This window comes from Lampropedia hyalina DSM 16112 (assembly GCF_900129055.1).
Taxonomy (GTDB): Bacteria; Pseudomonadota; Gammaproteobacteria; order Burkholderiales; family Burkholderiaceae_C; genus Lampropedia; species Lampropedia hyalina.
Genome location: NZ_FQUZ01000003.1, coordinates 20,776 through 45,896, shown reverse-complemented (window position 1 = coordinate 45,896; position 25,121 = coordinate 20,776). Strand labels below are relative to the sequence as shown.

Here is a 25,121-nt window from a genome sequence, read left to right as displayed (position 1 = left end):
GCCAGCACGCCATGCGACAATACGCCGCATGAAAAACATCGTCATTCTTATTTCTGGAACCGGCTCCAATATGTCGGCCATCGTGCAGCAGGCGCGGCAGGAGGACTGGGAAGCGGCCTTCGGGGCGAGGGTGGCTGCGGTCATCAGCAACCGCCCCGATGCCAAGGGACTGCAATGGGCCAATGCACAGGGCATTGCCACGGCGGTGGTCGATCACAAGCAGTTTCCCAGCCGCGAGGCTTTCGATGCCGCGCTGGCGCAGCAGGTGGATGCCTTCGCCCCCGCGCTGGTGGTGCTGGCGGGCTTCATGCGCGTGCTCACGCCCGGCTTCGTGGCGCATTTTGCTGGCCGCATGGTGAACATTCACCCCTCACTGCTGCCCGCCTTCCCCGGCCTGCACACCCACCAGCGCGCGCTGGATGCGGGCTGCAAGTTCGCCGGAACCAGCGTCCACTGGGTCACGCAGGAGCTGGATGGCGGCCCCATCATCGACCAGGCCGTGGTACCGGTGCTGGCCGGTGACGATGCCGACACGCTGGCCGCGCGGGTGCTGACCCAGGAGCACATTCTCTACCCCCGCGCCATCCGGCAGGTGCTGCCGCAACTGGCGGCAGTGCAGGCATCCGCCCCCACCGAAACGGCATCTGCATGAGCGCGCTGTTTCTGCTGACGGCCACCCGCGAGGCACTGGCGGCCATCTGGGCGTTCCAGCAGCCTGCCGAGGCGGTGCTGGCGCAGTATTTCCAGGAAAACCGCCGTCTGGGATCGCGCGACCGCGCCCTGCTCTCCGACACCGTGTTCGGTATGCTGCGGCGCAAGCGGCTGCTGGAATTCGCGCTGGCGCAGGCCCAGCCGCCACACACCAGCACGGCGCAGTTCCACCACCGCCTGGCTCTGCTGGGGCTGGTGTGGACGGCCAGTGCAGCCAGCGCACCCGCCAGCACCCACCCTGCCGACGCACTGCACCACACGCTGGCACAGGCGCGGCAACTGGCCAGCGCGGACGACCAGCCCTGGCTGGAGAGCATCGCCCAGGCACTGGCTGGCCTGCCCTGCCAGCAATGGCCAGACAGCACCCGCCACAACCTGCCGGACTGGCTCGCCAGCCGCCTGCAACAGCAGTATGGCGACGCGGCATTCCAGGAGCTGACCGCCGCCCTGCAACAGCCTGCACCGCTGGATGTGCGCGTCAATGCCCTGCAAGGCAAGCGTGCCGTCGCCCAGCAGCAACTGCTGGAACACGGGCTGGAGAGCCAGCCCACGCCATATTCCCCCTGGGGTCTGCGCCTGCAAGGCAAGCCCCGACTGCACCAGACTCCAGCCTTCACCGAAGGGCTGATCGAGGTGCAGGACGAAGGCTCGCAACTGCTGTGCCTGCTCACCGATGCCCGCCGCAACGAAACCGTGGTGGACTTCTGCGCCGGTGCGGGCGGCAAGACGCTGGCCCTGGGGGCCATGATGCGCAACACCGGGCGGCTGTACGCGCTGGACATCTCCGCCAGCCGCCTGCAAGCCCTCAAGCCGCGCCTGCTGCGCAGTGGGCTGAACCATGTCCACAGCATGGCCCTGAGCCACGAGGACGATGCCCGCCTGCAACGGCTGTGGGGCAAGGTCGATCGGGTGCTGGTTGATGCGCCCTGCTCCGGCATGGGCACGCTGCGCCGCCACCCCGATCTGGCCTGGCGACAGACCGAAGCGGGCCTGGCCGCGTTGCAAAACACCCAGCAGCGTGTGCTCGCCAGTGCCGCCCGCCTGCTCAAGCCCGGCGGGGTGCTGGTGTACGCCACCTGTAGCCTGCTGCACGCCGAAAACCAGGCGATTGCCGACGGCTGGGAACAGGCACAACGCGCACAGCCGGGCGCATTCCAGCCCCTGCCGCTGGAGCCAATCTGGCACAAGCACAAGATCAGCGGCCTGCTGGCCAACCCCACAGCCCCCCACCAGCTTCAGTTGCTGCCCCACCAGCACGGCACAGATGGCTTCTTTGCCGCTGCGTGGCAGAAACCCGCCTGACCCCATTGCCCCACACACCACCATGATTCTGGAAGACATTCTCTATTCGCAGGGCATCGGCATGCGCCGCGTCTGTGCCGGGCTGATTCAGCGCGGACTGGTGCAGGTGCAAACCGCCGATGGCATCTGGCAGACCATCACCGACACCGCCGCCGATTTCGACACCGATGGCCCCGGCGAACTGTGGTTCTCGGTGCAGGGCAAAGCATGGCTGTTTCAGGCCAAGGCCTATTTGATGCTGCACAAACCGGCGGGCATCGAATGCTCGCAAAAACCCTCGGCCTGGCCCAGCGTCTATACGCTGCTGCCCGACGCACTGCGCAACCGCCCGGTCAAGGGCGGCAAGCCCGGCGTGCAGGCGGTGGGACGACTGGACCAGGACACCACCGGGCTGCTGCTGCTCTCGGACGACGGCACATTCATCCACCGCATGAGTTCGCCCCGCAAGCAACTGGCCAAGGTCTATCAGATTCAGGCACGCCACCCGGTCACGCCGGAACAGATCGCCCGCCTGCTGCAAGGCGTGGTACTGGAGGACGACCCCAAGCCGGTGCAGGCCAGCCACTGCCAGTTGCACGACAGCCACCATCTGGAAATGGCCATCACCAGCGGCAAATACCACCAGGTCAAGCGCATGATTGCCGCCGTGGGCAACCGCGTGGAACAGTTGCACCGCAGCCAGATTGGTGCACTGCACCTGCCCGCCGACCTGCCGCCGGGACAGTGGCGATGGCTCAACGCGCAAGAGCGGGCACTGCTGGGTTAAGGAGACGCTGATTGATTCCGTCCGAGTCGCCGCGCGCCCTGTCGGGATGGGCTGCAAGGCGGTTTTTGGGGTCAATAGTGGTGCTATTGACCCCAAAAGCCAACGCAGCAGACCGCCCGAGAGGGGGATGCGGCGGCCGGGAGGAATTATTCAGCGGTTCCTTAATGACTTTCTGACGGCAGGCTTCATGCCTGCGGGCAATATGCAAAGCAGAAAGATGTCTGCTGCGGGGGGTGGATTGGCGCGTATGCTTTGCGCCGTTGCCTGTCACTGACCCTATCCCCATGAGCCATCCTGCCCCGCCCACGTCTCCCCTGCCCACGCTGGTTCCCGCCGATCTGGCCCCGTTGCGCCAGTTCGTCCAGCAACTCTCCCGACTGCTGGATGACACCGGCGACGAAGCGCAGATTCTGGCCCAGGGCCAAACCCTGCTGGCCGAACTGGTGGCACAGGATGGCTGGCTGCCCGACGCGCTGGCGCAACCCCACCCACAGCACTACCGGCAATTCCTGCTCCATGCCGATTCGGGCGGGCGGTTCTCGGTGGTCAGCTTCGTCTGGGGGCCGGGCCAGCGCACCCCGATTCACGATCACACCGTCTGGGGGCTGATCGGCATGTTGCGCGGGGCCGAATATTCGCAGAACTTCCAGCGTGCTGCCGATGGCTCCTTCATCCCCGCTGGCGAGCCGGTGCGGCTGGAGCCGGGCCAGGTGGAAGCCGTCTCGCCCACCGTGGGCGACATCCACCAGGTCAGCAATGCGTTTGCGGACCGCACCTCCATCAGCATCCACGTCTATGGCGCGAACATTGGCGCGGTACGGCGTTCGGTGTACCGGGAGGATGGCACGGTCGTGCCCTTCATCTCCGGCTACAGCAACCATTGGGTGCCCAACATCTGGGATGACACGCACTAACCCGAATGCCGCTTACTTAACGCCGTCATTGCGGCGAAGGCCGCAATCCAGTGACGACATGGAGAAAAAACACATTCTTTTCTCTTGGCTTGCTTTGTCACTGGATTGCCGGGTCAAGCCCGGAATGACGGGAAACAGGCTTAAGTAAGTGCCATTCGCCCTAACCCTGTTTTTTCAATTTCCCGAATCCATCATTGCCCATGTCCGCACCGTCCTCCACCCCCTCCCGCCATCCCCGTCTCGATGCCCGCAGCGTGCGCCAGCGGCTGCTCGACCGTGCCGAAACCGCGCTGATCGATGTGCGCGAAGAAGACCCCTACGCCCAGGAGCACCCGCTGTGGGCCAGCAACTTCCCGCTGTCGCGGCTGGAGCTTCAGGCATGGGCACGCATTCCGCGCCGCGACACCCTCATCGTGCTGTACGGACACGACGAACATGGCGATCTGGCCGAACGCGCCGCCGATGTCTTCACCGCGCTGGGCTACACCCAGGTGTTTGTGCTGGATGGTGGCCTGCAAGGCTGGCGCGACGCGGGCGGCGAAATCTTCCGCGACGTGAACGTGCCCAGCAAGGCATTCGGTGAGCTGGTGGAAGCCCACAGCCACACCCCTTCCCTGCCCGCCGAGGAAGTGCAGCAACTGCTGGCGCGGCAGGACGATGTGGTGGTGCTGGACGCACGGCGGTTCGACGAATACCAGACCATGAACATCCCCGGCTCCACCAGCGTGCCGGGGGCAGAGCTGGTGTTGCGCGCCCGTGCGCTGGCTCCGCGCCCGGAAACCCGCATCATCGTCAATTGCGCCGGACGCACCCGCAGCATCATCGGCACGCAATCGCTGGTGAACGCCGGCCTGCCCAATCCAGTGGCCGCCCTGCGCAACGGCACGATTGGCTGGACGCTGGCTGGGCAGACACTGGAGCACGGAGCCGACCGCCGCTTTGGCGCAGTCGATGCCGCCCAGTTGCAGACCGCGCAGGCCGATGCCCGGCGCGTGGCCGATGCCGCCGGGGTGCGCCGCATCGACTACGCGCATCTGCCCAGCCTGAGCGAGCCTGCACGCACCACCTACTGGCTGGACGTGCGCACGCCCGAGGAATACGCCAGCGGCCACCTGCCCGGCTTCACCAACGCCCCTGGTGGCCAACTGGTACAGGAAACCGACCACAGCGTGCCGGTGCGCGGCGCGCGCATCGTGCTGGCGGACCTGTTGCAGGTGCGTGCCGACATGACTGCCTCGTGGCTGGCGCAAATGGGCTGGGAAGTGCATGTACTCGAAGGCGTGACCGCTGCCGACCACCACGAACGCGGCACCCCTGCCACCCCGCGCCCGGCCACACCGGCCACCGCCCCCACCATTGCCCCGGACGCGCTCCATGCCCGGCAGCAGCAACTGGCCGAGGCAGGCGAGGCCGACGCGCTGGTGGTGCTGGACTTCAGCACCGGCAGGAACTACAGCAGTGGCCACATTCCGGGGGCGTATTTTGCGATTCGCGCCCAGTTGCCACACATTCTGCACACCCTGCACCAGCGGGCCACCCCACCCCGGCAACTGGTGTTCACCTGCGGCTCCAGCCTGCTGGCGCACTTTGCCGCCGCAGACGCAAGGCAGTGGACGCAGTTGCCCATCCAGGTGCTGGAAGGTGGAACCCAGGCGTGGGCCAAGCGCGGCCTGCCCACCGAAGCGGGTGAAACCCGACTGGCCTCCCCACTGATCGACCGCTACCGCCGCCCCTACGAAGGCACCACGGCCCCACGCGAAGCCATGCAGGCCTATCTGGACTGGGAATTCGGGCTGGTGGAGCAACTGGGCCGCGACGGCACCCACCAATTCCGGGTGCTGAACAGCGACGCATAAGAACATGTTCAGGATTTCAGGACAATACTGTTCAATCAAGAAAAGCACCCGTCATTCCCGCGAAAGCGGGAATCCAGTAGCAAGGTATCCCATGGAGAACCAAGGTGTTATTTGGATACGTCGTCACTGGATTGCGGGTCAAGCCCGCGATGACGGTGCTGCTTGTACGACATCGCCATGAAATCGTAGACACGTTCCAAGGCTGCAATGCACAATTTTGGTGCATGAAGTTCCTCGTGTGCCGCCAGACGTATTACACTCAAAGGCTTCATCAGGGCGTGTCCTCGCTGCCCTGGGGAAGGTCTGCAAAACCCATTGCGCCGCCCGCATCCCATTGGCGGGCGCGGGCTTACCACCAGAGTTTTACAGACCTTCCCCAGGCAGACACAGGACATGCCCTTGTCTTCGTCTGCATTCCGATCAAGGAGCCACCATGAACCGACCCACCCGCCTGGAGCACGACCTGCTGGGCGAACGCGAAATTCCCAGCAACGTTTACTGGGGCATCCACACCCTGCGGGCACTGGAGAACTACCCGATCACCGGCCAAAGCATCGGCTCCTACCCGGAACTGGTGCGGGCACTCGCACTGGTGAAACAGGCGGCCGCACGCGCCAACCACCGGCTGGGGCAACTGGATGAAGCCCGCTACCGCGCCATCGAGGAAGCCTGCATGGATGTGGCCAATGGCCGCCTGCACGGCCAGTTCGTGGTGGACGTGATTCAGGGCGGAGCCGGCACCTCCACCAACATGAACGCCAACGAGGTCATCGCCAACCTCGCGCTGGAAAAGCTCGGCTGGCCCAAGGGCCACTACCAGGAGCTGCACCCGCTCAACCACGTCAATATGAGCCAGAGCACCAACGACGTGTACCCCACCGCGCTGAAACTGGCCGTGGTGTTCGCCATCCAGGGCCTGCTGGACGCACTGGACATCCTGCGCGCCGACTTTGCCGCCAAGTCCGCCGAATTCTCTGATGTGCTCAAGATCGGCCGCACCCAGTTGCAGGATGCCGTGCCCATGACGCTGGGGCAGGAATTCTCCACCTACGCCGTCATGCTGGCCGAAGACAGCAAACGCCTGCGCGAAGCCATCACGCTGATTCAGGAAATCAACCTGGGCGCGACCGCCATCGGCACCGGCATCAACACCGACAGCCGCTACGCCAAGATGGTCACGGAATTCCTCGCCGACCTCTCCGGCGTGCCGCTGACCGCCGCAGAAAACCTCATTGAGGCCACCCAGGACACCGGCTCCTTCGTGCAGCTCTCGGGCGTGCTCAAGCGCATTGCGGGCAAGCTCTCGAAAATCTGCAACGACCTGCGCCTGCTCTCTTCCGGCCCGCAAGCCGGTTTTGGCGAAATCAACCTGCCCGAGCGCGCCGCTGGCTCCTCGATCATGCCCGGCAAGATCAACCCCATCATCCCGGAAGTGGTGAACCAGATCGCCTTCGAGGTCATCGGCAACGACATCACCATCACAATGGCATCCGAAGCCGGACAGCTCCAGCTCAACGCCTTTGAACCCATCATCGGCCACTCGCTGTTCAAAAGCATCGAGCACCTGGAAGCCGGTTGCCGCACGCTGGCCGAAAACTGCGTGCGCGGCATCACCGCCAACCGCGAACTGCTGGCCGAACGGGTGCGCACCTCCGCCGGGCTGGCCACTGCGCTAAACCCCTACATCGGCTACGAAAACGCCACCTGGGCTGCCCGCGAAGCCCTGCGCAGTGGCCGCACTGTCGCCGAACTGGTGCTGGAAAAAGGACTGATGGATCAGCACGCCCTCGACCGCGTGCTGCGCCCCGAAGTGCTCACTGCCCCCATCCAGCCGGAATAAAACACCTCAAAACCCTCAACGCGCCCGCCCCAGCAGCTCGAAACTGGCATCCGTGCTGGCGGTGGACTGCTGGCCCTTCTGCCAGCCCAGTGCCGCACGATAGCTGCCCAGCAGCGCGGCCGCCGGTGCCTGGGCACCGTCCGCATCGGCATACTGCACGGCTTCGGCCAGTGGCGCGACGTACAGCGCATCGACCGGGCAATACAGCTCACACATGAAGCAGGTCTGGCAATCGTCCTGCCGGGCGATGATGGGCAGTGCATCGGCCACCCGCTCGAACACCCGCGTGGGGCAGACGGTGACGCAGATATTGCAGCCGGTGCAACGGCTGGGGTCGATGACTTCGATCATGCCGCCACCTTCTGCGGCAAGGTTTGTGCCGGGGCGGCTGGCACAACGGTTGCAGTCGTGACCACCGGCTGGCGGCGCAGGCCAATCTCGTCCAGCCCGCTGGAGATGACGCGGCAATGCCAGCCAGCATCCAGAGCCGGGTAATCGCTGCGGCGTGCCATGCCGCGCGACTCCTTGCGGTACAGGGCACTGCGGTACATCCAGCGGGCCGTGGCCAGCATGGCGACGGCTTCGCGGGTGCGCAGTGCCTGGGCACGATCGGGGGCACGCGCATTGCGCCACTGCCCCCAGAGCGCGTCCAGCCGTTGCAGCGACGGCTCCAGCGTGGCGGCCTGGCGGCTCCAGTTGTGGGCATACGGGAACACCTCGGCCTGCACCGCCTCGATCAGCACCTGCGGATCGTGCGGGGCTGGCTGATGGCCGTCTCCGTCCAGCCCGGCGCGGCCTGCGGCAAAACGCTGGCGCGTGGCCTGGCTGCGCAGCCGACGGCTGAAATCCGCCGCTGCGGCTCCGGCCCAGAAGCCCGATGACATGGCCCAGGCCGCGTTGTGGCTGCCGCCGCCGGTAAAGCCGCCGCAAATCAGCTCCCGCGTGGCGGCATCGCCTGCGGCATACAGCCCCGGCACATTGGTGGCGCAATCGCCATCCACCACATGCAGACCACCCGTACCGCGCACCGTGCCTTCCAGCCGCAATGTCACCGGAAAATGCCCGGTGAACGGGTCGATGCCCATGCGGTCGAACGGCAGGAAGAAATTGGGCTGCGCCAGCCGCATCCATGCCTGAATCTGTGCATCGGCCTTGTCCAGACAGGCGTACACAGGCTGGCTCTGGAGGGTGCGGGCAATGATGCCGCGCCCATGCGCAGAACCAGCCCCGTCAATCGCCACCCCATGGCGGTCGTAAAACGTCGCCCAGTTGTAGAACAGGGATTTGGTGACGGACGAGAACGCCGGCCCCAGCCCGTAGGCGTTGGAAAACTCCATGCCCGAGAGTTCCGCGCCCGCCTCGGCGGCCATCAGGTAGCCGTCGCCGGTGAGCACATTGCAGCCCAGTGCACGGCTCAGGAAGGCGCAACCGCCACTGGCCATCACCACCGCGCCTGCGTGCAGCGTCCAGGCCTGGTCGGTGCCCCGACTCACGCCCTGCGCACCGGCCACCCGCCCGGCCTCGTCCACCAGCAGCTCCAGTGCCGGGTGCTGGTCGAGAATGCGCACCCCGGCCTGCCGCGCCTGCTTGCGCAGCAGCCGCATGTAGTCCGGGCCTTGCAACGAATTGCAATGCAGCGCACCCAGACTGTCGCGCGGATACGGGTAGCCCCAGTCGGCCAGTTGCTCGGTGTTGTGCCAGGTCTGTTCCAGTACCCGATCCATCCACTCCTGCTCGGCCAGCATGCCGCCGGGCACGAAACGCGCCTGCTTGGCCGCCTCACGCTGCTCCTGTGGCACATGCCAGACCCCGGTTCCCGACGGCGCGGTGGCCCCGGACGTGCCGAAGAAGCCTTTTTCAGCCAGCACCACACGCACCCCCTGGGCCGCAGCGGCAATGGCCGCCCATGCCCCGGCTGGGCCACCGCCAATGACCAGCACATCGGCTTCGAGCACATTCTGGATGCCGGGCAAACGGCGCGGAGCAGCAAAAGACGATAAAGCCATGGTGGATGCGTGGGAGGTTTATTTAGGAATAATCAATTTGGCACTCAAAAACTTGCCAACTGGATTATTCAAAAAATACCATTTCATTCACAAATATATTTTGTTTATTTATTTATGAAGGCATAAACAAATAATCCAAAGCACCGCATAAACAAAGAATATTTCATTCTTTGACACTGCGATTGCACCCAAAACATAATCAAAAAAACATTCCACAGAATTTTTCCCATTCATTGATTATCGCCACCATGAAAACCCCTTTCCGACGCCTCGCCACCGCCGCCCTGCTGTGCGTTGCCAGCCTGTATGCCGTTGCCCCCGCTGCCGCCCAGCAAGCTCCTGCCAAGCTGGAACAACAGGAAATCCGCTATCAGGGCTGGGCCGGGCAGGTCATCTGGATCGAACTGGCAGATGATCTGGGCTACCTCGCGCCGCTCAAGCCCAAATGGGTAGGCAACACCATCAGCGGCCCGCAGGACATTCAGGCCGTGGTGACGCGCGACACCGACATTGGCGGAGCCTTCAATGGCGCGGTGGTCAAGCTGCTGGCCAAGAAAGCCCCGGTGACGGCAGTGATCGGCTACTACGGCGTGGACGACCACACCTGGACGGGCTACTACGTCAAGGACGACAGCCCGATTACCGCTGCCAGGGATTTGCCGGGCAAGAAAGTCGCCGTCAATACCCTGGGGGCACACCATGAGTTCATGGTGCGCGAGTATCTGGAACGCAACCAGATCAGCGAGGCCGATGCCAAGAAAGTCTCGCTCATCGTCACCCCGCCCGTCACCGCCGAGCAGGGGCTTCGCAACGGCAACGTGGATGTGGCGCAACTGGGCGGCGTGCTGCGCGACAAGGCACTGGAGCGCGGTGGCATCCACCCGCTGTTCACCGACCGCGACCTGTTCGGCAACTTCACCGCCGGAACTCTGGTGGTGCGCAACGACTTCATCGAGAAGAATCCCAACACCACCCGGCACCTGGTATCGGCCCTGTCGCGAGCCATCGAATGGGCACGCAACAGCCCGCCCGATGAAGTGCGCGCACGCTTCACCCGCATCATCGAACAACGCAAACGCGCCGAAAGTGCCGATGCCATTCCCTACTGGAAAAGCACTGGCGTGGCCGGTGAGGGCGGACTGATTTCCGACAAGGAATTCCAGATCTGGATCGACTGGCTGGTCAAGGATGGCCTGCTGAAGGAAGGCCAGATTCAGCCTTCCAGCCTCTACACCAACGCCTTCAACCCCTACGCCAGCACCGCCCGCTAAACGGGGCAGAAAGGAAGCACACCGCATGGGCACGCACCGCCATCAGGCCACCGGCACCGCCGGCATCCGCTTCGAGCACGTCAGCAAGGAGTTTCTGGTTCGCGCCGACGACGGCGGCCCTGGCCAGCGTTTCGTCGCCGTGAACGATGTGAATCTGGACATCCCGGCGGGCGAATTCCTCGTGCTGGTCGGCCCCAGCGGTTGCGGCAAATCCACCCTGCTGGATTTGCTGGCCGGACTGGCCCCGCCCACCCAGGGGCGTGTGCTGCTGAACGGCCAGCCCATCAGCGGCCCGGCACGCGACCGGGGCGTGGTGTTCCAGCAGTACGCCCTGTTTCCGTGGCGCACCGCACTCGACAACGTCGCCTTTGGCCTGGAAGTGGCGGGCGTGCCCCGGCGCGAACGCCACGAGCAGGCCCGGCACTATCTGGCACTGGTGGGGCTGTCGGCCTTCGCCAGCCGCTACCCACACGAATTGTCTGGTGGCATGAAGCAGCGCGTGGCCATTGCCCGCAGCCTGGCCTACGACCCGCAGGTGCTGCTGATGGATGAGCCGTTTGCCGCGCTGGATGCGCAGACCCGTGAGACCCTTCAGGAAGAACTGGTGGACATCTGGCGGCGCACCGGCAAGACCATCATTTTCATCACGCACGGCATCGACGAAGCCGTGGTGCTGGGCCAGCGTGTGGCCGTCATGAGTCCTCGGCCCGGACGCATCAAGCAGATCGTGGACATTCCCGAGACCCTGCGCACCGACACCGCCGACGTGCGTTCCCTGCCGCTGTTCGGCGAACTGCGCCACGAAATCTGGAGCCTGCTGCACGACGACCTCACCGCCGCCCGCCCCCCGGCTGCACGCCAACGGCTGGCGGCCTGAAGCCATCGTCCAGCAGCCTGCCCCTTGCCCGCACCACAGGAGTGCCCCATGTCCGAATCCGCCACCCTGCCTGCCACCCGTACCCATGCCCCTGTCACCCCGCTGTTCTGGCCCCGCCTGTTGCACCGGCTGCGCCAGTGGGCCTGGCGTTCAGCGCTGATCGTCGGCCTTGCCCTGCTGTGGGAACTGGCCCCGCGCCTGGGCCTGACCGACCCGGTATTCCTGCCGCCGCTGACCGAGGTGCTGGCCGCTGGCTGGGCACTGGCCCTCAACGGCCAGCTCTGGGAACACACCAGCGTCAGCCTGCTGCGTGCCCTGGGTGGGCTGGTCATTGCCATTCTGTACGCCATTCCGCTGGGGCTGGCCATTGGCTGGTATGGCCGCCTGGGGGAGTTTCTCAACCCGCTGATCGAGTTGCTGCGCAACACCGCGCCGCTGGCCCTGCTGCCGGTGTTCATCCTGCTGCTGGGCATTGGCGAAGTCTCCAAGGTCAGCATGGTCGTGTACTCCTGCTCCTGGCCGCTGCTGCTGAACACGATTTCCGCCGTCCAGCAGGTCGATCCGCTGCTCATCAAATCCGCCCGCACGATGGGGGCCACGCCCCAGCAACTGTTCCTCAAGGTCATCCTGCCCGCTTCCATTCCCACCATCTTCGTGGGCATCCGGCTGGCCAGCGCGTCCGCCATGCTGGTGCTGATCGCCACCGAAATGGTTGGGGCCAAGGCCGGACTGGGCTACCTCATCATTTATGCGCAGTACAGCTTCCTGATTCCCGACATGTACTTCGGCATCATCGCCATCACCTTCATCGGCATCGTGCTCAATGCCATCCTGCAAGCACTGGAGAAACACTTCACCGCCTGGAAAGTCGCTGCCACCTGATTTCCTTCTGCCTTCTGGAGACACCCCCATGCCCCAAGCCACCCCACGCCAGCTGAAACTCGGCGCGTTTCTGATGTCCCCCGGCCACCACGTCGCGGCCTGGCGACACCCCGATGCCCAGGCCGACCTGGGCCGCGACTTCGCCGCCTACGCCCGCATCGCCCAGCAGGCCGAAGCCGCGCAGTTCGATGCCTTATTCCTGGCCGACGTGCTGGCCGTGGGCGACACCTCCGAAAGCACCGGCGCACGCTCGGCGCGTTCGGCCTACTTCGAGCCGCTCACGCTGCTGTCGGCACTGGCGGCCGTGACGCAACGCATCGGGCTGATCGGCACCGCCTCCACCAGCTTCAACGAACCCTTCAACCTGGCACGCAAGTTCGCCTCGCTGGACCTCATCAGCCATGGCCGGGCAGGCTGGAACCTCGTCACCTCCAACACCCAGGCCGAAGCCGACAACTTCGGCGGCTCACAGCATCTGGCGCACGATGCCCGTTACGAACGGGCCGAGGAATTCGTCGATGTGGTGCGCAAACTCTGGCAATCGTGGGAGGCCGATGCCTTCGTGTACGACAAGGCCAGCGGCCAGTACTACGACCCGGCCAGACTGCATGTGCCCCGGCATCAGGGAGCGCACTTCCAGGTCAAGGGGCCGCTGCACGTCGCCCCCTCGCCGCAGGGGCATCCGGTGGTGGTACAGGCTGGCTCCTCCGGCCCCGGCATTGCCCTGGCCGCGCGCACGGCCGAAGTGGTATTCACCGCCCAGCGCACCCTGCCCGAAGCACAGGCCTTCTACCGCCAGTTGAAAGAGCAGGCCATCGCCTATGGCCGCCACCCGGACGACATCAAGGTCATGCCCGGTATCTTCCCGGTCGTCGCTCCCAGCCGTGCCGAAGCGCAGGAAAAGTTCGAGGCCCTGCAACAGCTCATTCATCCACAGGTGGGCATCAAGCTGCTGTCCGACATGCTCGGCGGCTTCGACCTCAGCGGCTACCCGCCCGATGGCCCGCTGCCGCCACTGCCTCTGTCCAATGGCGGGCAAAGCCGCCAGCAACTGCTGATCGAACTAGCCCGGCGCGAAAACCTCAGCATTCTGGAGCTGGCCCGCAAGACCGCTGGAGCGCGCGGACACTGGCAGGTCGTGGGCACGCCCGCCGACATTGCCGACCAGCTCGAAGCCTACTTCCGCGAAGGCGGGGCCGACGGCTTCAACATCATGCCCCCCACCCTGCCCGGCGGCCTGACCGACTTCATCGATACCGTGCTGCCGGAGCTGCGCCGCCGAAACCTGTTCCGCCACCAATACGAAGGCCGCACCCTGCGCGAAAACCTCGGTCTGCCCACGCCCCGCCCGCTGGCAGACACAGCCCCCGCGCAAGCTGTCGCCTGACCTCACCCAAAAAACAGGAATCGCCCCATGACCCAGAATCCCCCTTTCCACTCCCCGCTGGACCGCTCCTTCGGCCACTTCGAGGTACTGCGCATCAACGGCACCCTGGGCGGCATCGTCCAGGGACTGACCCTCTCGCCCCAGCTCAGCGACGAGGTCATCTCCGCACTGGAGCAGGCACTGGTGCAATACAAGGTTCTGTTCTTGCGCGACCAGTCGCATCTGGACGATGCCCAGCACCAGGCCTTCGGTGCACGCCTGGGCCAGATCGTCGCCCACCCCACCGTGCCCACCCGTGAAGGCACACAGATTTTCGAGCTGGATGCCTCCAAGGGCGGCGGCCGCGCCGACTCCTGGCACACCGATGTCACCTTCGTGGCCGCGTTTCCCAAGATCGGCATCCTGCGCGCCGTCACCGTACCCGCGTATGGCGGCGACACCGTGTGGGCCGACACCGCCAACGCCTATGCCCGGCTGCCGGCCCCGCTCCAGCAACTGGCCGACCAGCTCTGGGCCGTCCACAGCAACGACTACGATTACGGTGCAGACCGCAACGGCATCGAGGAAGAGCGGCTGAAGCACCACCGCGAAGTCTTCGTCTCCGCCGTGTACGAAACCGAACATCCGCTGGTACACGTCCACCCCGTCAGCGGCCAGCGCGCCCTGCTGCTGGGGCACTTCATCCGGCGCATCAAGGGCTTTTCCAGCACCGAATCGCAGCAGCTTTTTCATTTGTTCCAGCAGCGCGTGACCCGCCTGGAAAACACCGTGCGCTGGCAATGGCGCAAGGATGACGTGGCCATCTGGGACAACCGCGCCACCCAGCACATCGCCATCAACGACTACGGCCACCAGCCCCGCCTGGTACGCCGCGTCACCATCGAAGGCAACCCCGCCATCGCCGTGGACGGCCGCCGCAGCGTGACGCTGAAGGCTCCCAATATTGCTGACCTTCAAGAAAGCCATGCTGGAAGTTGATGCCACCTGAGTCCAAGGAGTTGCTGCCCCCAGCAGGCTATAACTTCAGCAAACGAATGGCGTTGTCTTTGAGAATCAGCGGAGCCACTTCAGGTTTGAAACCAGCCTTTCCAAAATCAGCCATCCAGCGATCCGGGGTGATGAGGGGAAAGTCAGAACCAAACAGCATGCGGTCTTTCAGCAATGTGTTGGCGTATTGAATCAACTGTGGTAGAAAGTACCTTGGCGACCAGCCCGATAGATCAATCCACATATTGGGCTTGTGCAGACACAGTGACAGGGCTTCGTCCTGCCAGGGCCAACTCGGGTGGGCCATGACAATCTGCATGTCCGGGAAGTCGATTGCCACATCTTCCAGCAGCATGGGGTTCGAGTTCTGCAAGCGCAGCCCACCACCGGCGCGCATGCCACTGCCAATGCCGGAGTGGCCGGTGTGGAAGATGGCAGGCATGCCATACTCGGCAATCACCTCGTAAATGGGCCAGGCAAATCGGTCATACGGCTCGAAGCCCTGTACCGTGGGATGGAACTTGAAGCCCCTCACGCCATGCTCCTCGATCAAGCGGCGTGCTTCACGCGCAGCCATTCTTCCCTTGTGCGGGTCGATGCTGGCAAAGGCGATCATCATGTCGCTGTGGGCCTGGGCAAAGTCGGCCACTTCTTCATTGCGAATGCGATGACGACCAATCTGGGTTTCCGAATCGACGGTGAACATCACCAGGCCAATATTGCGTTCACGGTAGTAGGCCACAGTTTCAGCGATGGTGGGCCTGCGATCGGAATGGAAATACCTGTCGGCGGCGCGGTCAAACTCCTCTGCGTAAGGGTCATGTGCCTGGCAGCAAGAGACTTCCGCGTGGGTATGAATGTCGATGGCAACCAGTTTGTCGATGTCCATTCGATGCTCCGCGTTTCTTATGCTCGGATAATGAAGTCATCCTGATTCGTGTAAAGCTCCTCGACCAGATCAGAACGGCGCGTCAGTACGGCACGTTGGTTGATGGAGCCTTTGTCGGTGACTTCGTGGTGATCGATGGATGGCAGGGTTTCCAGCAGGCGAATCCAGGCAATCCGATTGGCCGATCCGGTGGCACTCTGGTTGAGCTGCATCAGCAAATCCTGGAAGAATTCGCGCACAACCGGGTGCGTCACGACGGAGAACAGGTCGGCCCCTTCGTCCAGTCCGGACAACTGGCGGCATTCATTGGCCCGTCCGAAGATGAGCAAACCAATGTCATCGCGGTTGGCTCCGGCAACCACCACGTCCTGTACATAGGGTGCCCCCTGGGTAATGACCTTGGCTCGCAGTGGCCCAACGCTGACAAACGTGCCCGATGAAAGCTTGAAATCCTCGGCGATTCGGCCATCGAACACCAGACCATGCTCCAGATGGTATTCATTGACAAAGCGCAAGGCATCTCCGGTACGGTAATAGCCTTCTTCGTCGAAAGCCTCCCGCGTCTGTTCGGGGCTGCGCCAGTAACCCGGCATGACATGCGGCCCACGCATACGCGCCTCCAGCTTGCCATCCAGTGGCACAAGCTTGACTTCGCACCCTGGTGCGGGCAAACCCACATAACCGGCCCCGATAACCTCACCTGTGGAGAAAAGACAGGATGGTGAAGTTTCTGTCATGCCCAATCCGACCATCATGCGGATGCGGTGTCCGCAGTGCGATTCGGTGACCCGATCCAGCCGATCCCAGGCCGCTTGCGACAGAGCTGCGCCAGCCACGAAGAAAACCTTGATGCGCTCGAAGAAGCGATCACGCAACTCCTGATCCTGCTCCAGCGCGAAGGTCAGGTCTTCCCAGGCCTTGGGCACATTGAAGTACATGGTGGGTGAGATTTCCCGCAGATTGCGCAGCGTCTGGGCGAACCGCTTGGGTGTGGGCTGGCCGTCATCAATGTAGTAGGTTCCTCCGTTGTAGAGCGCGATGCCAACGTTGTGGCTGCCACCAAACGTATGATTCCATGGCAGCCAATCGATCAGCACCGGCGGTTCATCCTTCAGAAACGGGAAAGTCTGCAACAGCATCTGCTGGTTGGCGCAGAGCATTCTCTGCGTGGTCACCACGGCCTTGGGCAGTTTGGTGGAGCCAGACGTGAACAGGAACTTGGCAATCGTGTCTGGCCCTACTTCAGCGTTGGCGGCATCGGCGGATACAGGGGTAGTGGCCAGCAGATCGCCGAATGGCACAATGGTGCGGCCCGGTAGTTGGCCTTTGCCAGCGACGACAGTGACATCGGTGGCAATGGCCCCCGCAATGGCTGGAGCAAATGGCCCTGCCTCATCCACATAGACGGCTCCGGGGGTGACCATTCCGACAATATGGGCCAGCTTGCCGTAGTCGGTGGCCACCAGGGAGTAGGCAGGTGATACCGGTGAATAGGGAATGCCCACATACATGGCAGCCAGCATGAGCTGGATATGCTCCAGACTGTTGCCGGGAAGCACCAGCAGCGGTCGCTGTACCGACAGCCCCTGATCCAGCAGCCATTGCCCAATACTGCGAATGCGTGTGAGCATTTCGGCATAGCTGATGCAGACCCATTGCCCGTCAAGCCCGCGTTCAGCCACCAGGGTGCGTTCAGGGAAGTTTCTGGCTCCCTGCACCACGCGGTCGGTCAGGCGTGCGGGATAGGATTGAAGCACTTCCTGTGGACGGATATGCCAGATGCCATCGGCATCGCGCTGAATATCTGCGCCTGGTGTGCCAATGGCCACAGGCCGATAGTCGCTTTCAATAATGGGTTTGAAGTGGGCAATACTCATGATGTCTCCGTGTATTTTTTGTGCATGGGTGCAATCGCGTGGCAGGTATCGATCAGTTCAGAAAGGCTGCTTCACTGACACGGGCCATGCTGGCGGAAGCCAGCACCACATCGGCATGGGCACGCACCTGTGGGGCGAAGCTGGCAAACCAGCAATCCGCAATGCCCTGAATGCCCTGAAGGTATCGGCTGTCATGCTGGCCTTCTGCCAGTGCAGCATGGGCAGCGGCAGCAGCCTGCAAGACACGCCAGCCGGCACAGACGTAGCCGCTGAGCTGAAGAAACGGTACGGCCGCCGCCTGAACCACATCCAGCCGGGTTTTTCCATGTTCAAGGATGAAATGGGTGGCCTGCTCCATGGCCTCGATGTTGGTCTGCAAGGTGTGGGCATGTGGCTGCAACTCTGGCCAGTCTGCGCAACGGACGAGGTCTGCCCGGATGTCATCCAGCAGTTCGCGCAATGTGGTGCCTCCTTCACGCAGAATCTTGCGCCCGACCAGATCATTGGCCTGAATACCGGTAGTGCCTTCGTAAATGCGGGTCACGCGCGAATCCCGGTAATGCTGGGCCACGCCGGTTTCCTCGACAAAACCCATGCCGCCGAAAACCTGGATGGCATCGTCGCAGACGATATTGCCAATTTCGGTATTCCATGCCTTGAGCACCGGCATCAGCAAGTCAATGTAGCGGCGGCTGCGTTCGGCCGTTTGGCTGTCCGGGTTGCATCGGGCATGATCGAACCAGCCGGATGCGGTATAGACCAGCGTCCGCATGGCAAAGATGCGCGTGCGCATGGACAGCAACTGGCGATGAATATCGGCATGGCCGATGATGGGCTGCCCCACTTCACCCGTTACAGCATTACGGCCCTGCACCCGCTCGCTGGCATAGCGCAGGGCCATCTGGTAAGCGCGTTCGGCCAGAGCCACACCATGCACACTGACACCAAAACGGGCATCGTTCATCATCACGAACATGTACTCGATGCCACGGTTGAGTTCACCCACCAGGTACCCGGTCGCGCCCTGCCGGTCACCATAGACCATGGTGCAAGTCGGGCTACCGTGGATGCCCATTTTGTGTTCCAGTGACACGGCATGCACATCGTTGCGTGCACCCAGACTGCCATCTTCATTGACCAGGAATTTGGGCACCAGAAACAGCGAGATGCCTTTGATGCCCGGTGGCGCATCGGGCAGGCGGGCCAGCACCAGATGAACAATGTTCTCGGTCAGTTCGTGATCGCCATAGGAAATGAATATCTTCTGTCCGAACAGCCGATAGCTGCCATCGCCTACATCTTCGGCACGGGTGCGTACGACAGACAGATCAGAGCCGGCCTGTGGCTCGGTCAGGCTCATGTTGCACGACCATTCACCGCTGACAATGCGCGGCAGGTACAGTGCCTTGAGTGCCTCGCTGGCAGCAACTTCCAGTGCTTCGGTTTGCCCCAGCGTGAGTTGCGGCAACATGGTGAACGCCAGGTTGGAAGAGAACCACATCTCCCACACAGGTGCCCACAAGGCCTTGGGTAGTCCCTGACCGCCATACTCCTGCGGCAGAGACAGACTGAGCCAGCCCGCTGCCACGAATTGGTTCCAGGCAGATTGCCAGCCCTCTGGCACGATGACTTTGCCATCGACCAATCGGCATCCTTGCAGGTCGCCGGTGCGATTCAACGGTGCCAGCACATGGGCTGCAAATTTTCCCGCCTCTTCCAGAACATTGAAAACCAGATCCGGCTCAGCCTCCTCACAGCCGGGCAGGCCGGAAATAGACTGGATATTGACCAGTTTTTCCAGAATGAAGCGCATATCGCGCAGCGGTGCGTCGTATTGATCCATGGCAGAAATCTTTCCTGGGTGCGATGCCGCTGAATCAGACCGGATAGTGGCGATGGCCACTCTGTACCGTGATCCAGCGCAAATCCGTGAATTCGGCCACACCTGCCTGACCACCAAACCGACCATAACCAGAAGACTTCACACCGCCAAATGGCATTTGAGCTTCATCGTGCACGGTGGAACTGTTGATATGGCAGATACCGGATTCAATGCGTCGGGCCACATTCATGGCACGGGTAAAGTCGCGGCTGAAGACTGATGCAGACAGGCCGTACTCACTGTCATTGGCCAGTGCAATCGCTTCCTCGTCGCTGTCGGCTCGCAACACGGTCACAACCGGGCCAAAGGCTTCTTCGCGATACAGCTCCATCTCCTTGGTCAGACCGTCCACCAGCACCGGCTGCACAATGGCACCATCGACCTGCACTGGCCCTGTGGTGACAGTGGCCCCATGGTGGATGGCATCGGCAACCAGACGCTGGATGCGCGCAGCCGCCTCGGGGCTCACCATGGCTCCGAGTACACAACCTTCAGCACCCGGAGTCCCTGCCTTCATCCGACTGACCTTGGCCGTGAGTTTGGCCACCAGACTGTCAGCCACCGAACGTGAAACGATGATGCGGTCTGTGGACATGCATATCTGGCCCTGATTGAAGTAAGCACCAAAGGCAGCGGCCTGCACAGCCTCGTCCAGGTCGGCATCGTCCAGAATGACCATCGGGTTCTTGCCTCCCAGCTCCAGTACCGCAGGCTTGAGATACTTGGCAGCCAGTTGGCCAATAATGCGGCCCACTCCAGTGGATCCGGTGAAATTGACGCGCCGGACAGCCGGATTGGCAATCAGCCGCTCCACCAATGCCGGTGCATCGCTGGGAGCATTCGTGATGACGTTCACCACCCCCGCCGGAAAACCAGCTTCCTCGAAAACCTGGCCGATCAAGCGGTGCAATGCCGGCGAAAGTTCCGATGCCTTGAGTACCACGGTATTGCCACAGGCCAGCGGTACAGCAATGGCACGCGTACCCAAAATGACAGGTGCATTCCAGGGCGCAATGCCCAACACCACACCGGCTGGCTGGCGCACAGCCATGGCCATGTTGCCGGGTACATCAGACGGAATCAGTTCGCCGCCGATCCGGGTCACCAATCCTGCCGCATCACGCAGCATATTGGCAGCCAGCATGGCATTGAAGCCGTACCAGATCGGGTTGGAACCCACCTCCCCCACCCCAATGCGGATGAAATCGCTGGCATGGCTGTCCATCACATCGGCGGCCCTGAGCAAGAGCTTGCGGCGTTCACCCGGCAGCATGGCAGACCACGCGGGCAATGCCGCAGCCGCTGCGGCCACGGCCCGGTCGGCATCTTCCAGTGTCGCGGCTGCGGCAATGGTGGCGACCGTACCGGTGACAGGATTCACACGCTCGAAAGTCGCTGCATTGGATGCGGGACAGGCTGTGCCATTAATCAGCAATTGGACTGAAGTGTTCATATCTGCTTCGAAAGTGCTGGCCTCAAGCCACAGAAGGGCATCCGGCCAGAGCAAGGTTGGTGTGGACTGGAGGAGGTGGAAGCTGTTTCAACGCTTGTAGGTTTGCAGGCCGGGCTTGAGGGTCTTGTCGTCCAGGAACTGCTTCATGCCTTCTTTGCGTCCCTGTTCCGGGTCGCGGGCAATACACTGATCCAGCTTGGCGTACAGGTAATCCTCGTTCTGATCCCAATCCAGCTCGCGGCAACGCTTGAAGCCGTTCTTGGCGTAACGCAACACCACAGGGTTTTTTTGCAACAGCTTTTCCGCCAATGCCTGCACTTCGGCACGCAATTGCTCGCGTGGCACGCTCTTGTTCACCAATCCCATCTGGGCAGCCTTCTGGCCACCAAATGGCTCGCCGGTCATGATGTAGTAGAGAGATTCACGATGCCCGACCGTATCTGCCATGGCCTTGCTGACCAGGTTTCCTGGAGGAATGCCCCAGTTGATTTCAGATAGACCAAACGTCGCTTCATCCGCAGCAATCGCCAGGTCACAGGCCACCAGCGGCGAAAAACCACCACCAAAACACCAGCCATTGACCATGGCAATGGTGGGTTTGTTGTACATGCGCAGTAGCTTCCACTGCCATTCACAGGCATCACGCCGGGCACGTTCCTGGAAAATTTCAGGCTTTCCATCGGTTTCGCGGAAGTATTCCTTCAGATCCATGCCCGCTGTCCAGGAATCCCCTGCACCGGTCAGAACCACCACTTTGGCATCCCCGTCCAGCTCCAGTGTTTGCAAAACATCGATCATTTCGCGGTTCAGGGTCGGACTCATGGCATTGCGTTTTTCGGGGCGATTCAGCGTCACCCAGGCAATGCCCCCCTCCAACTCCACCTTGACAACCGTCCAACGATCTTCGTACTTCGACATTTCTTTCTCCTTTGAAAAATATCAGGATACCTGACAATATACAGATATTAAATGGACAACAAGACTGAGAAAATAGGTAATTTCCCCGTATTTCCTGAAAATAGCCATGTGGTATGAAAAACCACACCAACGGCATAGAATCTGCCGTTTTGAACCATCCTGCCGCACCTGTGCAAGGCCGGATTTCCGCCCGTTTACTTCACTTGTCTCTTTCCCAATGTCGCATCCAGAATCGAACCAGCGTCCCAGCGGAATCTGCTATCTGATTGGCCGTCTGGATCACGCTCTCAACCGGCGCATGCGTGAGGTGCTGTCCCCCCTTGGGCTGACTGTCAGCCAGTACACCACCTTGTCATTTCTGGAAACCCAGATCCAGATCAGCAACGCCCAGCTTGCCGAACGCGCCCTGATATCCCCCCAATCCGCCAATGAAATCATCAAGCAGATGCACAGCAGAGGCTGGGTGGAGCGCGAGCCTGATCCCACACACGGACGCATCGTGCGCCTGAGCCTGACCGACAACGGGTATGCGTTGCTGGAGCAGGCACATGCCGCAGTGGCTGCGCTGGAGACCGCCATGCTCAGGGAGCTTGGCAAGCCCCAACGGGAAGCCATGCACACCGGACTGCGGCAAAGCCTTCACACACTGGGAGCCATGTTGATCGACAGTGGCCTTTCGTGACTGGCGCACACGATGCCAACCGTCGCCAATCATGAACGGCCATGCTCTTATTTCCTTTCAGGGTGGGCACGGTTCTTGATGAACAGAGCCAATGCGGCAATCAACCCCGGAAAAGCCAACACCGTGAAAATCTGATCAAAGGTGAATTCACGGCGTTGCAACTCCGCTACCAGGAATGGAGCAATGACCGCACCGATACGACCAATGGCCATCATCCAGGCCACACCAGTGGCACGTCCGGCGGTCGGATAGAAGTTGGCAGCCAGAGCAGGCAGACTGGACTGGCTGGTGTTCATGATGGCTCCGCCAATAAAGACCATCAATACCAGCCACATCTTGTGATCGGCGACCTGACCAATCATATAAATGAAAAAGGCAGTTGCAATGAAGCCCAGCATGATCACGCGATTGGCATTGAACCTGTCCATCAGCAGGCCGAAGACAATCGCTCCCACGCCACCCAGCGGAAACAACGAGGTAATGAGCACGGCATCCTGCGCATTGAGTCCGGCATCCCTGAGCAGAATGGGCATCCAGTTGATCAACGCATAGAAGATGACGATGCCCATGCCATAGGTCAGCCAGATCATGGTAGACCCCACAATGTAGGAACGCGAAAGAATCAATGCAATCCCCTGCTTTTCCTGACCCGAGGCGGACACTGCAACATGCTGTGTTTCCGTCAGAATGAACTGCGTGGCATGGCCGACACTGCTGGAGATTTTCTTCAATACGGCCACGATGCGCTCGGGAGCCATATTGCGCTTGACCATGTAGCGCACTGACTCTGGCATCAGCACCAGCATCAAAACCACCAGTACCAATGGAGCCACGCCTCCCAGCACCAACACACTGCGCCAGCCAAAGTGAGGAATCATCCATGCCGACAGAAAGCCACCCAATGCGGCTCCGAGCGGAAAACCAGTGAACATGGCACTGGTCAGCAATGCACGCCGTCTGGTCGGCGCAAACTCATTGGACAGCGTCACCGCCAGCGGCATGGCGGATCCCAGCCCCAGACCCGTGATGAACCGCCATACCACCAGTTCCGTCAGGCTGCTGGAAAAAGCCGAAATTAACGTGGCGATTCCAAACAAAAATACCGTGAGGCACAACAGGTACTTGCGACCGAATCGATCGGCAATCGGGCCGATGAAAATCCCACCGATTGCCAGACCAGCCAATGCGGCACTGAGCACAGGTGCCAATTGTGGTCGGGCAATATCCCACTCGCTGAGCAGGCTGGGAGCGATATAACCAATTGCAGCTGTATCAAAGCCATCAATCAGAATAATAAGAAAGCTCAGAATGAAAATTGTCCATTGAAAACCAGAAAACCTGCTCTTGTCGATGAAGTGCTGAATGTCGATGGCCTGATCGTTTTGCATGGCATTTGTCTCCCCACTTTTCGTGGTTTTGTTAGTCTCTTGAGGTGATCTTGAAATTCTGCGAGAGCGGCATCACGCCTGGTCAGCCAGTACTGCGGCTGGCACCAGCACATCCCCGCGCATCAGTGCGCGGGCTGTTCGCAGCAAGGCGGCCTTGAGAACTTTTTGTGGATCGTCGGCATCCAGTGCCAGGCTGACGGTGAACTCTCCGCTCGGGTGTTCCACGCTCAGGTTTTTCTCTGCGCCTTCAGGCAATACGGCCAGCCCTTCACAGACCGAGCCTTTGAGCACGCAGGCGGTACCCACCGTGACGGCGGCCAGCACGCCGATGGCATCGTGGCAAACATGGGGGATGAAGCTGCGGGTGGTGATGGCTCCACCATGGCGCGGTGCTGCCACCAGCGTCATCTTGGGGTAGTTCTTGGCAGAGACATCGCCCAGGCCCATTCGCAGTGCAATTTGCAGGCGCAGTGCTTCAATGCGCTGCTTCAGTTCAGTGTCGGCATTGAGGGCTTCGGCGGTTTCATAGCCTGTGCGGCCAACGTCTTCAGCCCGGAAGATGACCAGTGGCATGCCGTTGTCAATACAGGTCACATCCAGTGTGAAGGGGGCGAATGCTTCGCTTTCAACCGTGATGCGGTCACATACCTGGCCCGTGGGCAGCAGGCCATTGCAGACAGAGCCAGCCGTGTCGAGAAAGTTGATCTGCACCGGGGCCGCTGTGCCGGGCACGCCATCGATGCGGCAGTCGCCTGCGTATTCGATCTCTGTGCCGGGGGTCTGCACCGTGATATCGGCGGCCATGCCGGTGTTGAGGGTCAGCACCCGATAGGTACTGGTCTCACCGCGTGCCTGCACCAGCCCCATTTCCAGTGCGAACGGCACCACCGCCGCCAGCATATTGCCGCAATTCGGGGTGGTATCCACCGTGTCTTTGAGTGGCTGCAATTGCGCGAACAGAAATTCCAGATCGATGCCGGGCCGCTCGCTCGGGCCAACGATGCCTGCCTTGCTGGTCAAGGGGTGTGCGCCGCCAACGCCATCGATCTGGCGTTTGTCGGGCGACCCCATCGCGGCCAGCAATACGGCATCGCGCTGCGGGGTGGCCTCGGGCAGGTCGCTGGCCCGGAAGAACGGCCCCTTGGAGGTTCCCCCGCGCATCAGCATGGCGGGGATTGCTGTCTGTCTTGCCACAAGTTGTCTCCTGAATGGTTTTTGCCTCTGCAACACGCT

The 25,121-nt window shown here is 62.0% G+C and carries 21 protein-coding genes; 12 read left to right on the top strand and 9 right to left on the bottom strand.

Features of this window, described 5'->3' with window-relative positions; translation table 11 throughout:
* Positions 1-28: 28 nt before the first annotated feature.
* The 6 genes from purN (at position 29) to BUE21_RS01770 (ending at position 7,389) form a co-directional block, all read left to right on the top strand.
* Positions 29-652, top strand: coding sequence for a phosphoribosylglycinamide formyltransferase (purN, locus tag BUE21_RS01795; RefSeq protein ID WP_073354015.1), 624 nt, complete (start codon positions 29-31; stop codon positions 650-652).
* Positions 649-2,013 (top strand): RsmB/NOP family class I SAM-dependent RNA methyltransferase, encoded by a 1,365-nt coding sequence (locus tag BUE21_RS01790; RefSeq protein WP_073354012.1) that lies wholly within the window; start codon positions 649-651, stop codon positions 2,011-2,013. The genes purN and BUE21_RS01790 overlap by 4 nt, the downstream gene beginning before the upstream one ends.
* A gap of 22 nt (positions 2,014-2,035) precedes the next feature.
* Complete coding sequence (locus BUE21_RS01785) at positions 2,036-2,779, top strand: 16S rRNA pseudouridine(516) synthase (RefSeq protein WP_073354009.1); 744 nt, start codon at positions 2,036-2,038, stop codon at positions 2,777-2,779.
* Positions 2,780-3,063: 284 nt separating this feature from the next.
* Positions 3,064-3,693: a cysteine dioxygenase family protein gene (locus BUE21_RS01780; protein ID WP_073354006.1), complete on the top strand. Its 630-nt coding sequence runs from the start codon at positions 3,064-3,066 to the stop codon at positions 3,691-3,693.
* A 200-nt stretch (positions 3,694-3,893) separates the two neighbouring features.
* Positions 3,894-5,549, top strand: coding sequence for a rhodanese-related sulfurtransferase (locus tag BUE21_RS01775; protein WP_073354004.1), 1,656 nt, complete (start codon positions 3,894-3,896; stop codon positions 5,547-5,549).
* Positions 5,550-5,982: 433 nt separating this feature from the next.
* Positions 5,983-7,389, top strand: coding sequence for an aspartate ammonia-lyase (locus BUE21_RS01770; RefSeq protein ID WP_073354001.1), 1,407 nt, complete (start codon positions 5,983-5,985; stop codon positions 7,387-7,389).
* A gap of 15 nt (positions 7,390-7,404) precedes the next feature.
* On the opposite strand, the gene BUE21_RS01765 is transcribed toward BUE21_RS01770, so the two are convergent.
* Both BUE21_RS01765 and BUE21_RS01760 read right to left on the bottom strand, forming a co-directional pair.
* Positions 7,405-7,740: a 4Fe-4S dicluster domain-containing protein gene (locus BUE21_RS01765; RefSeq protein ID WP_073353998.1), complete on the bottom strand. Its 336-nt coding sequence runs from the start codon at positions 7,738-7,740 to the stop codon at positions 7,405-7,407.
* Positions 7,737-9,395, bottom strand: a complete 1,659-nt coding sequence (locus BUE21_RS01760; protein WP_084522671.1) for an FAD-dependent oxidoreductase — start codon at positions 9,393-9,395, stop codon at positions 7,737-7,739. The genes BUE21_RS01765 and BUE21_RS01760 overlap by 4 nt, the downstream gene beginning before the upstream one ends.
* A 248-nt stretch (positions 9,396-9,643) precedes the next feature.
* Here BUE21_RS01760 and BUE21_RS01755 point away from each other — a divergent pair, with 248 nt between their 5' ends.
* Genes BUE21_RS01755 through BUE21_RS01735 form a run of 5 tightly spaced genes read left to right on the top strand, consistent with a single transcriptional unit; the run spans position 9,644 to position 14,790 of the window.
* Complete coding sequence (locus tag BUE21_RS01755; protein WP_073353992.1) at positions 9,644-10,666, top strand: ABC transporter substrate-binding protein; 1,023 nt, start codon at positions 9,644-9,646, stop codon at positions 10,664-10,666.
* Positions 10,667-10,691: 25 nt separating this feature from the next.
* Complete coding sequence (locus tag BUE21_RS01750; protein WP_073353989.1) at positions 10,692-11,543, top strand: ABC transporter ATP-binding protein; 852 nt, start codon at positions 10,692-10,694, stop codon at positions 11,541-11,543.
* Positions 11,544-11,591: 48 nt separating this feature from the next.
* Complete coding sequence (locus BUE21_RS01745) at positions 11,592-12,425, top strand: ABC transporter permease (protein WP_084522669.1); 834 nt, start codon at positions 11,592-11,594, stop codon at positions 12,423-12,425.
* A 28-nt stretch (positions 12,426-12,453) separates the two neighbouring features.
* Positions 12,454-13,812 (top strand): LLM class flavin-dependent oxidoreductase, encoded by a 1,359-nt coding sequence (locus tag BUE21_RS01740; protein ID WP_073353986.1) that lies wholly within the window; start codon positions 12,454-12,456, stop codon positions 13,810-13,812.
* Between the two features lie 27 nt (positions 13,813-13,839).
* On the top strand, positions 13,840-14,790 hold the full coding sequence (locus tag BUE21_RS01735) for a TauD/TfdA dioxygenase family protein (RefSeq protein ID WP_073353984.1): 951 nt from the start codon (positions 13,840-13,842) through the stop codon (positions 14,788-14,790).
* 37 nt (positions 14,791-14,827) lie between these two features.
* Here the strand turns inward: BUE21_RS01735 and BUE21_RS01730 are convergent, their stop codons facing one another.
* The 5 genes from BUE21_RS01730 to BUE21_RS01710 form a co-directional block, all read right to left on the bottom strand.
* Entirely contained in the window at positions 14,828-15,688 is an 861-nt protein-coding gene (locus BUE21_RS01730; protein WP_073353981.1) for an amidohydrolase family protein, read from the bottom strand.
* A 17-nt stretch (positions 15,689-15,705) separates the two neighbouring features.
* Positions 15,706-17,565 (bottom strand): feruloyl-CoA synthase, encoded by a 1,860-nt coding sequence (locus tag BUE21_RS01725; protein ID WP_073353978.1) that lies wholly within the window; start codon positions 17,563-17,565, stop codon positions 15,706-15,708.
* A 52-nt stretch (positions 17,566-17,617) separates the two neighbouring features.
* A complete protein-coding gene (locus BUE21_RS01720) occupies positions 17,618-19,408 on the bottom strand; it encodes an acyl-CoA dehydrogenase (RefSeq protein ID WP_073353975.1) in 1,791 nt (596 codons plus the stop codon).
* Positions 19,409-19,442: 34 nt separating this feature from the next.
* Positions 19,443-20,900, bottom strand: coding sequence for an aldehyde dehydrogenase (locus BUE21_RS01715; RefSeq protein ID WP_073353972.1), 1,458 nt, complete (start codon positions 20,898-20,900; stop codon positions 19,443-19,445).
* A gap of 87 nt (positions 20,901-20,987) precedes the next feature.
* On the bottom strand, positions 20,988-21,818 hold the full coding sequence (locus BUE21_RS01710; RefSeq protein WP_073353970.1) for a p-hydroxycinnamoyl CoA hydratase/lyase: 831 nt from the start codon (positions 21,816-21,818) through the stop codon (positions 20,988-20,990).
* 217 nt (positions 21,819-22,035) lie between these two features.
* Here BUE21_RS01710 and BUE21_RS01705 point away from each other — a divergent pair, with 217 nt between their 5' ends.
* On the top strand, positions 22,036-22,500 hold the full coding sequence (locus BUE21_RS01705) for a MarR family winged helix-turn-helix transcriptional regulator (protein ID WP_073353968.1): 465 nt from the start codon (positions 22,036-22,038) through the stop codon (positions 22,498-22,500).
* A 47-nt stretch (positions 22,501-22,547) separates the two neighbouring features.
* On the opposite strand, the gene BUE21_RS01700 is transcribed toward BUE21_RS01705, so the two are convergent.
* Both BUE21_RS01700 and BUE21_RS01695 read right to left on the bottom strand, forming a co-directional pair.
* Positions 22,548-23,888 carry an MFS transporter gene (locus BUE21_RS01700; RefSeq protein WP_073353966.1) on the bottom strand — a complete coding sequence of 447 codons (1,341 nt, stop codon included), beginning with the start codon at positions 23,886-23,888 and terminating at the stop codon, positions 22,548-22,550.
* 72 nt (positions 23,889-23,960) lie between these two features.
* Positions 23,961-25,082 (bottom strand): 4-oxalomesaconate tautomerase, encoded by a 1,122-nt coding sequence (locus BUE21_RS01695; protein WP_268767815.1) that lies wholly within the window; start codon positions 25,080-25,082, stop codon positions 23,961-23,963.
* Positions 25,083-25,121: the final 39 nt, after the last annotated feature.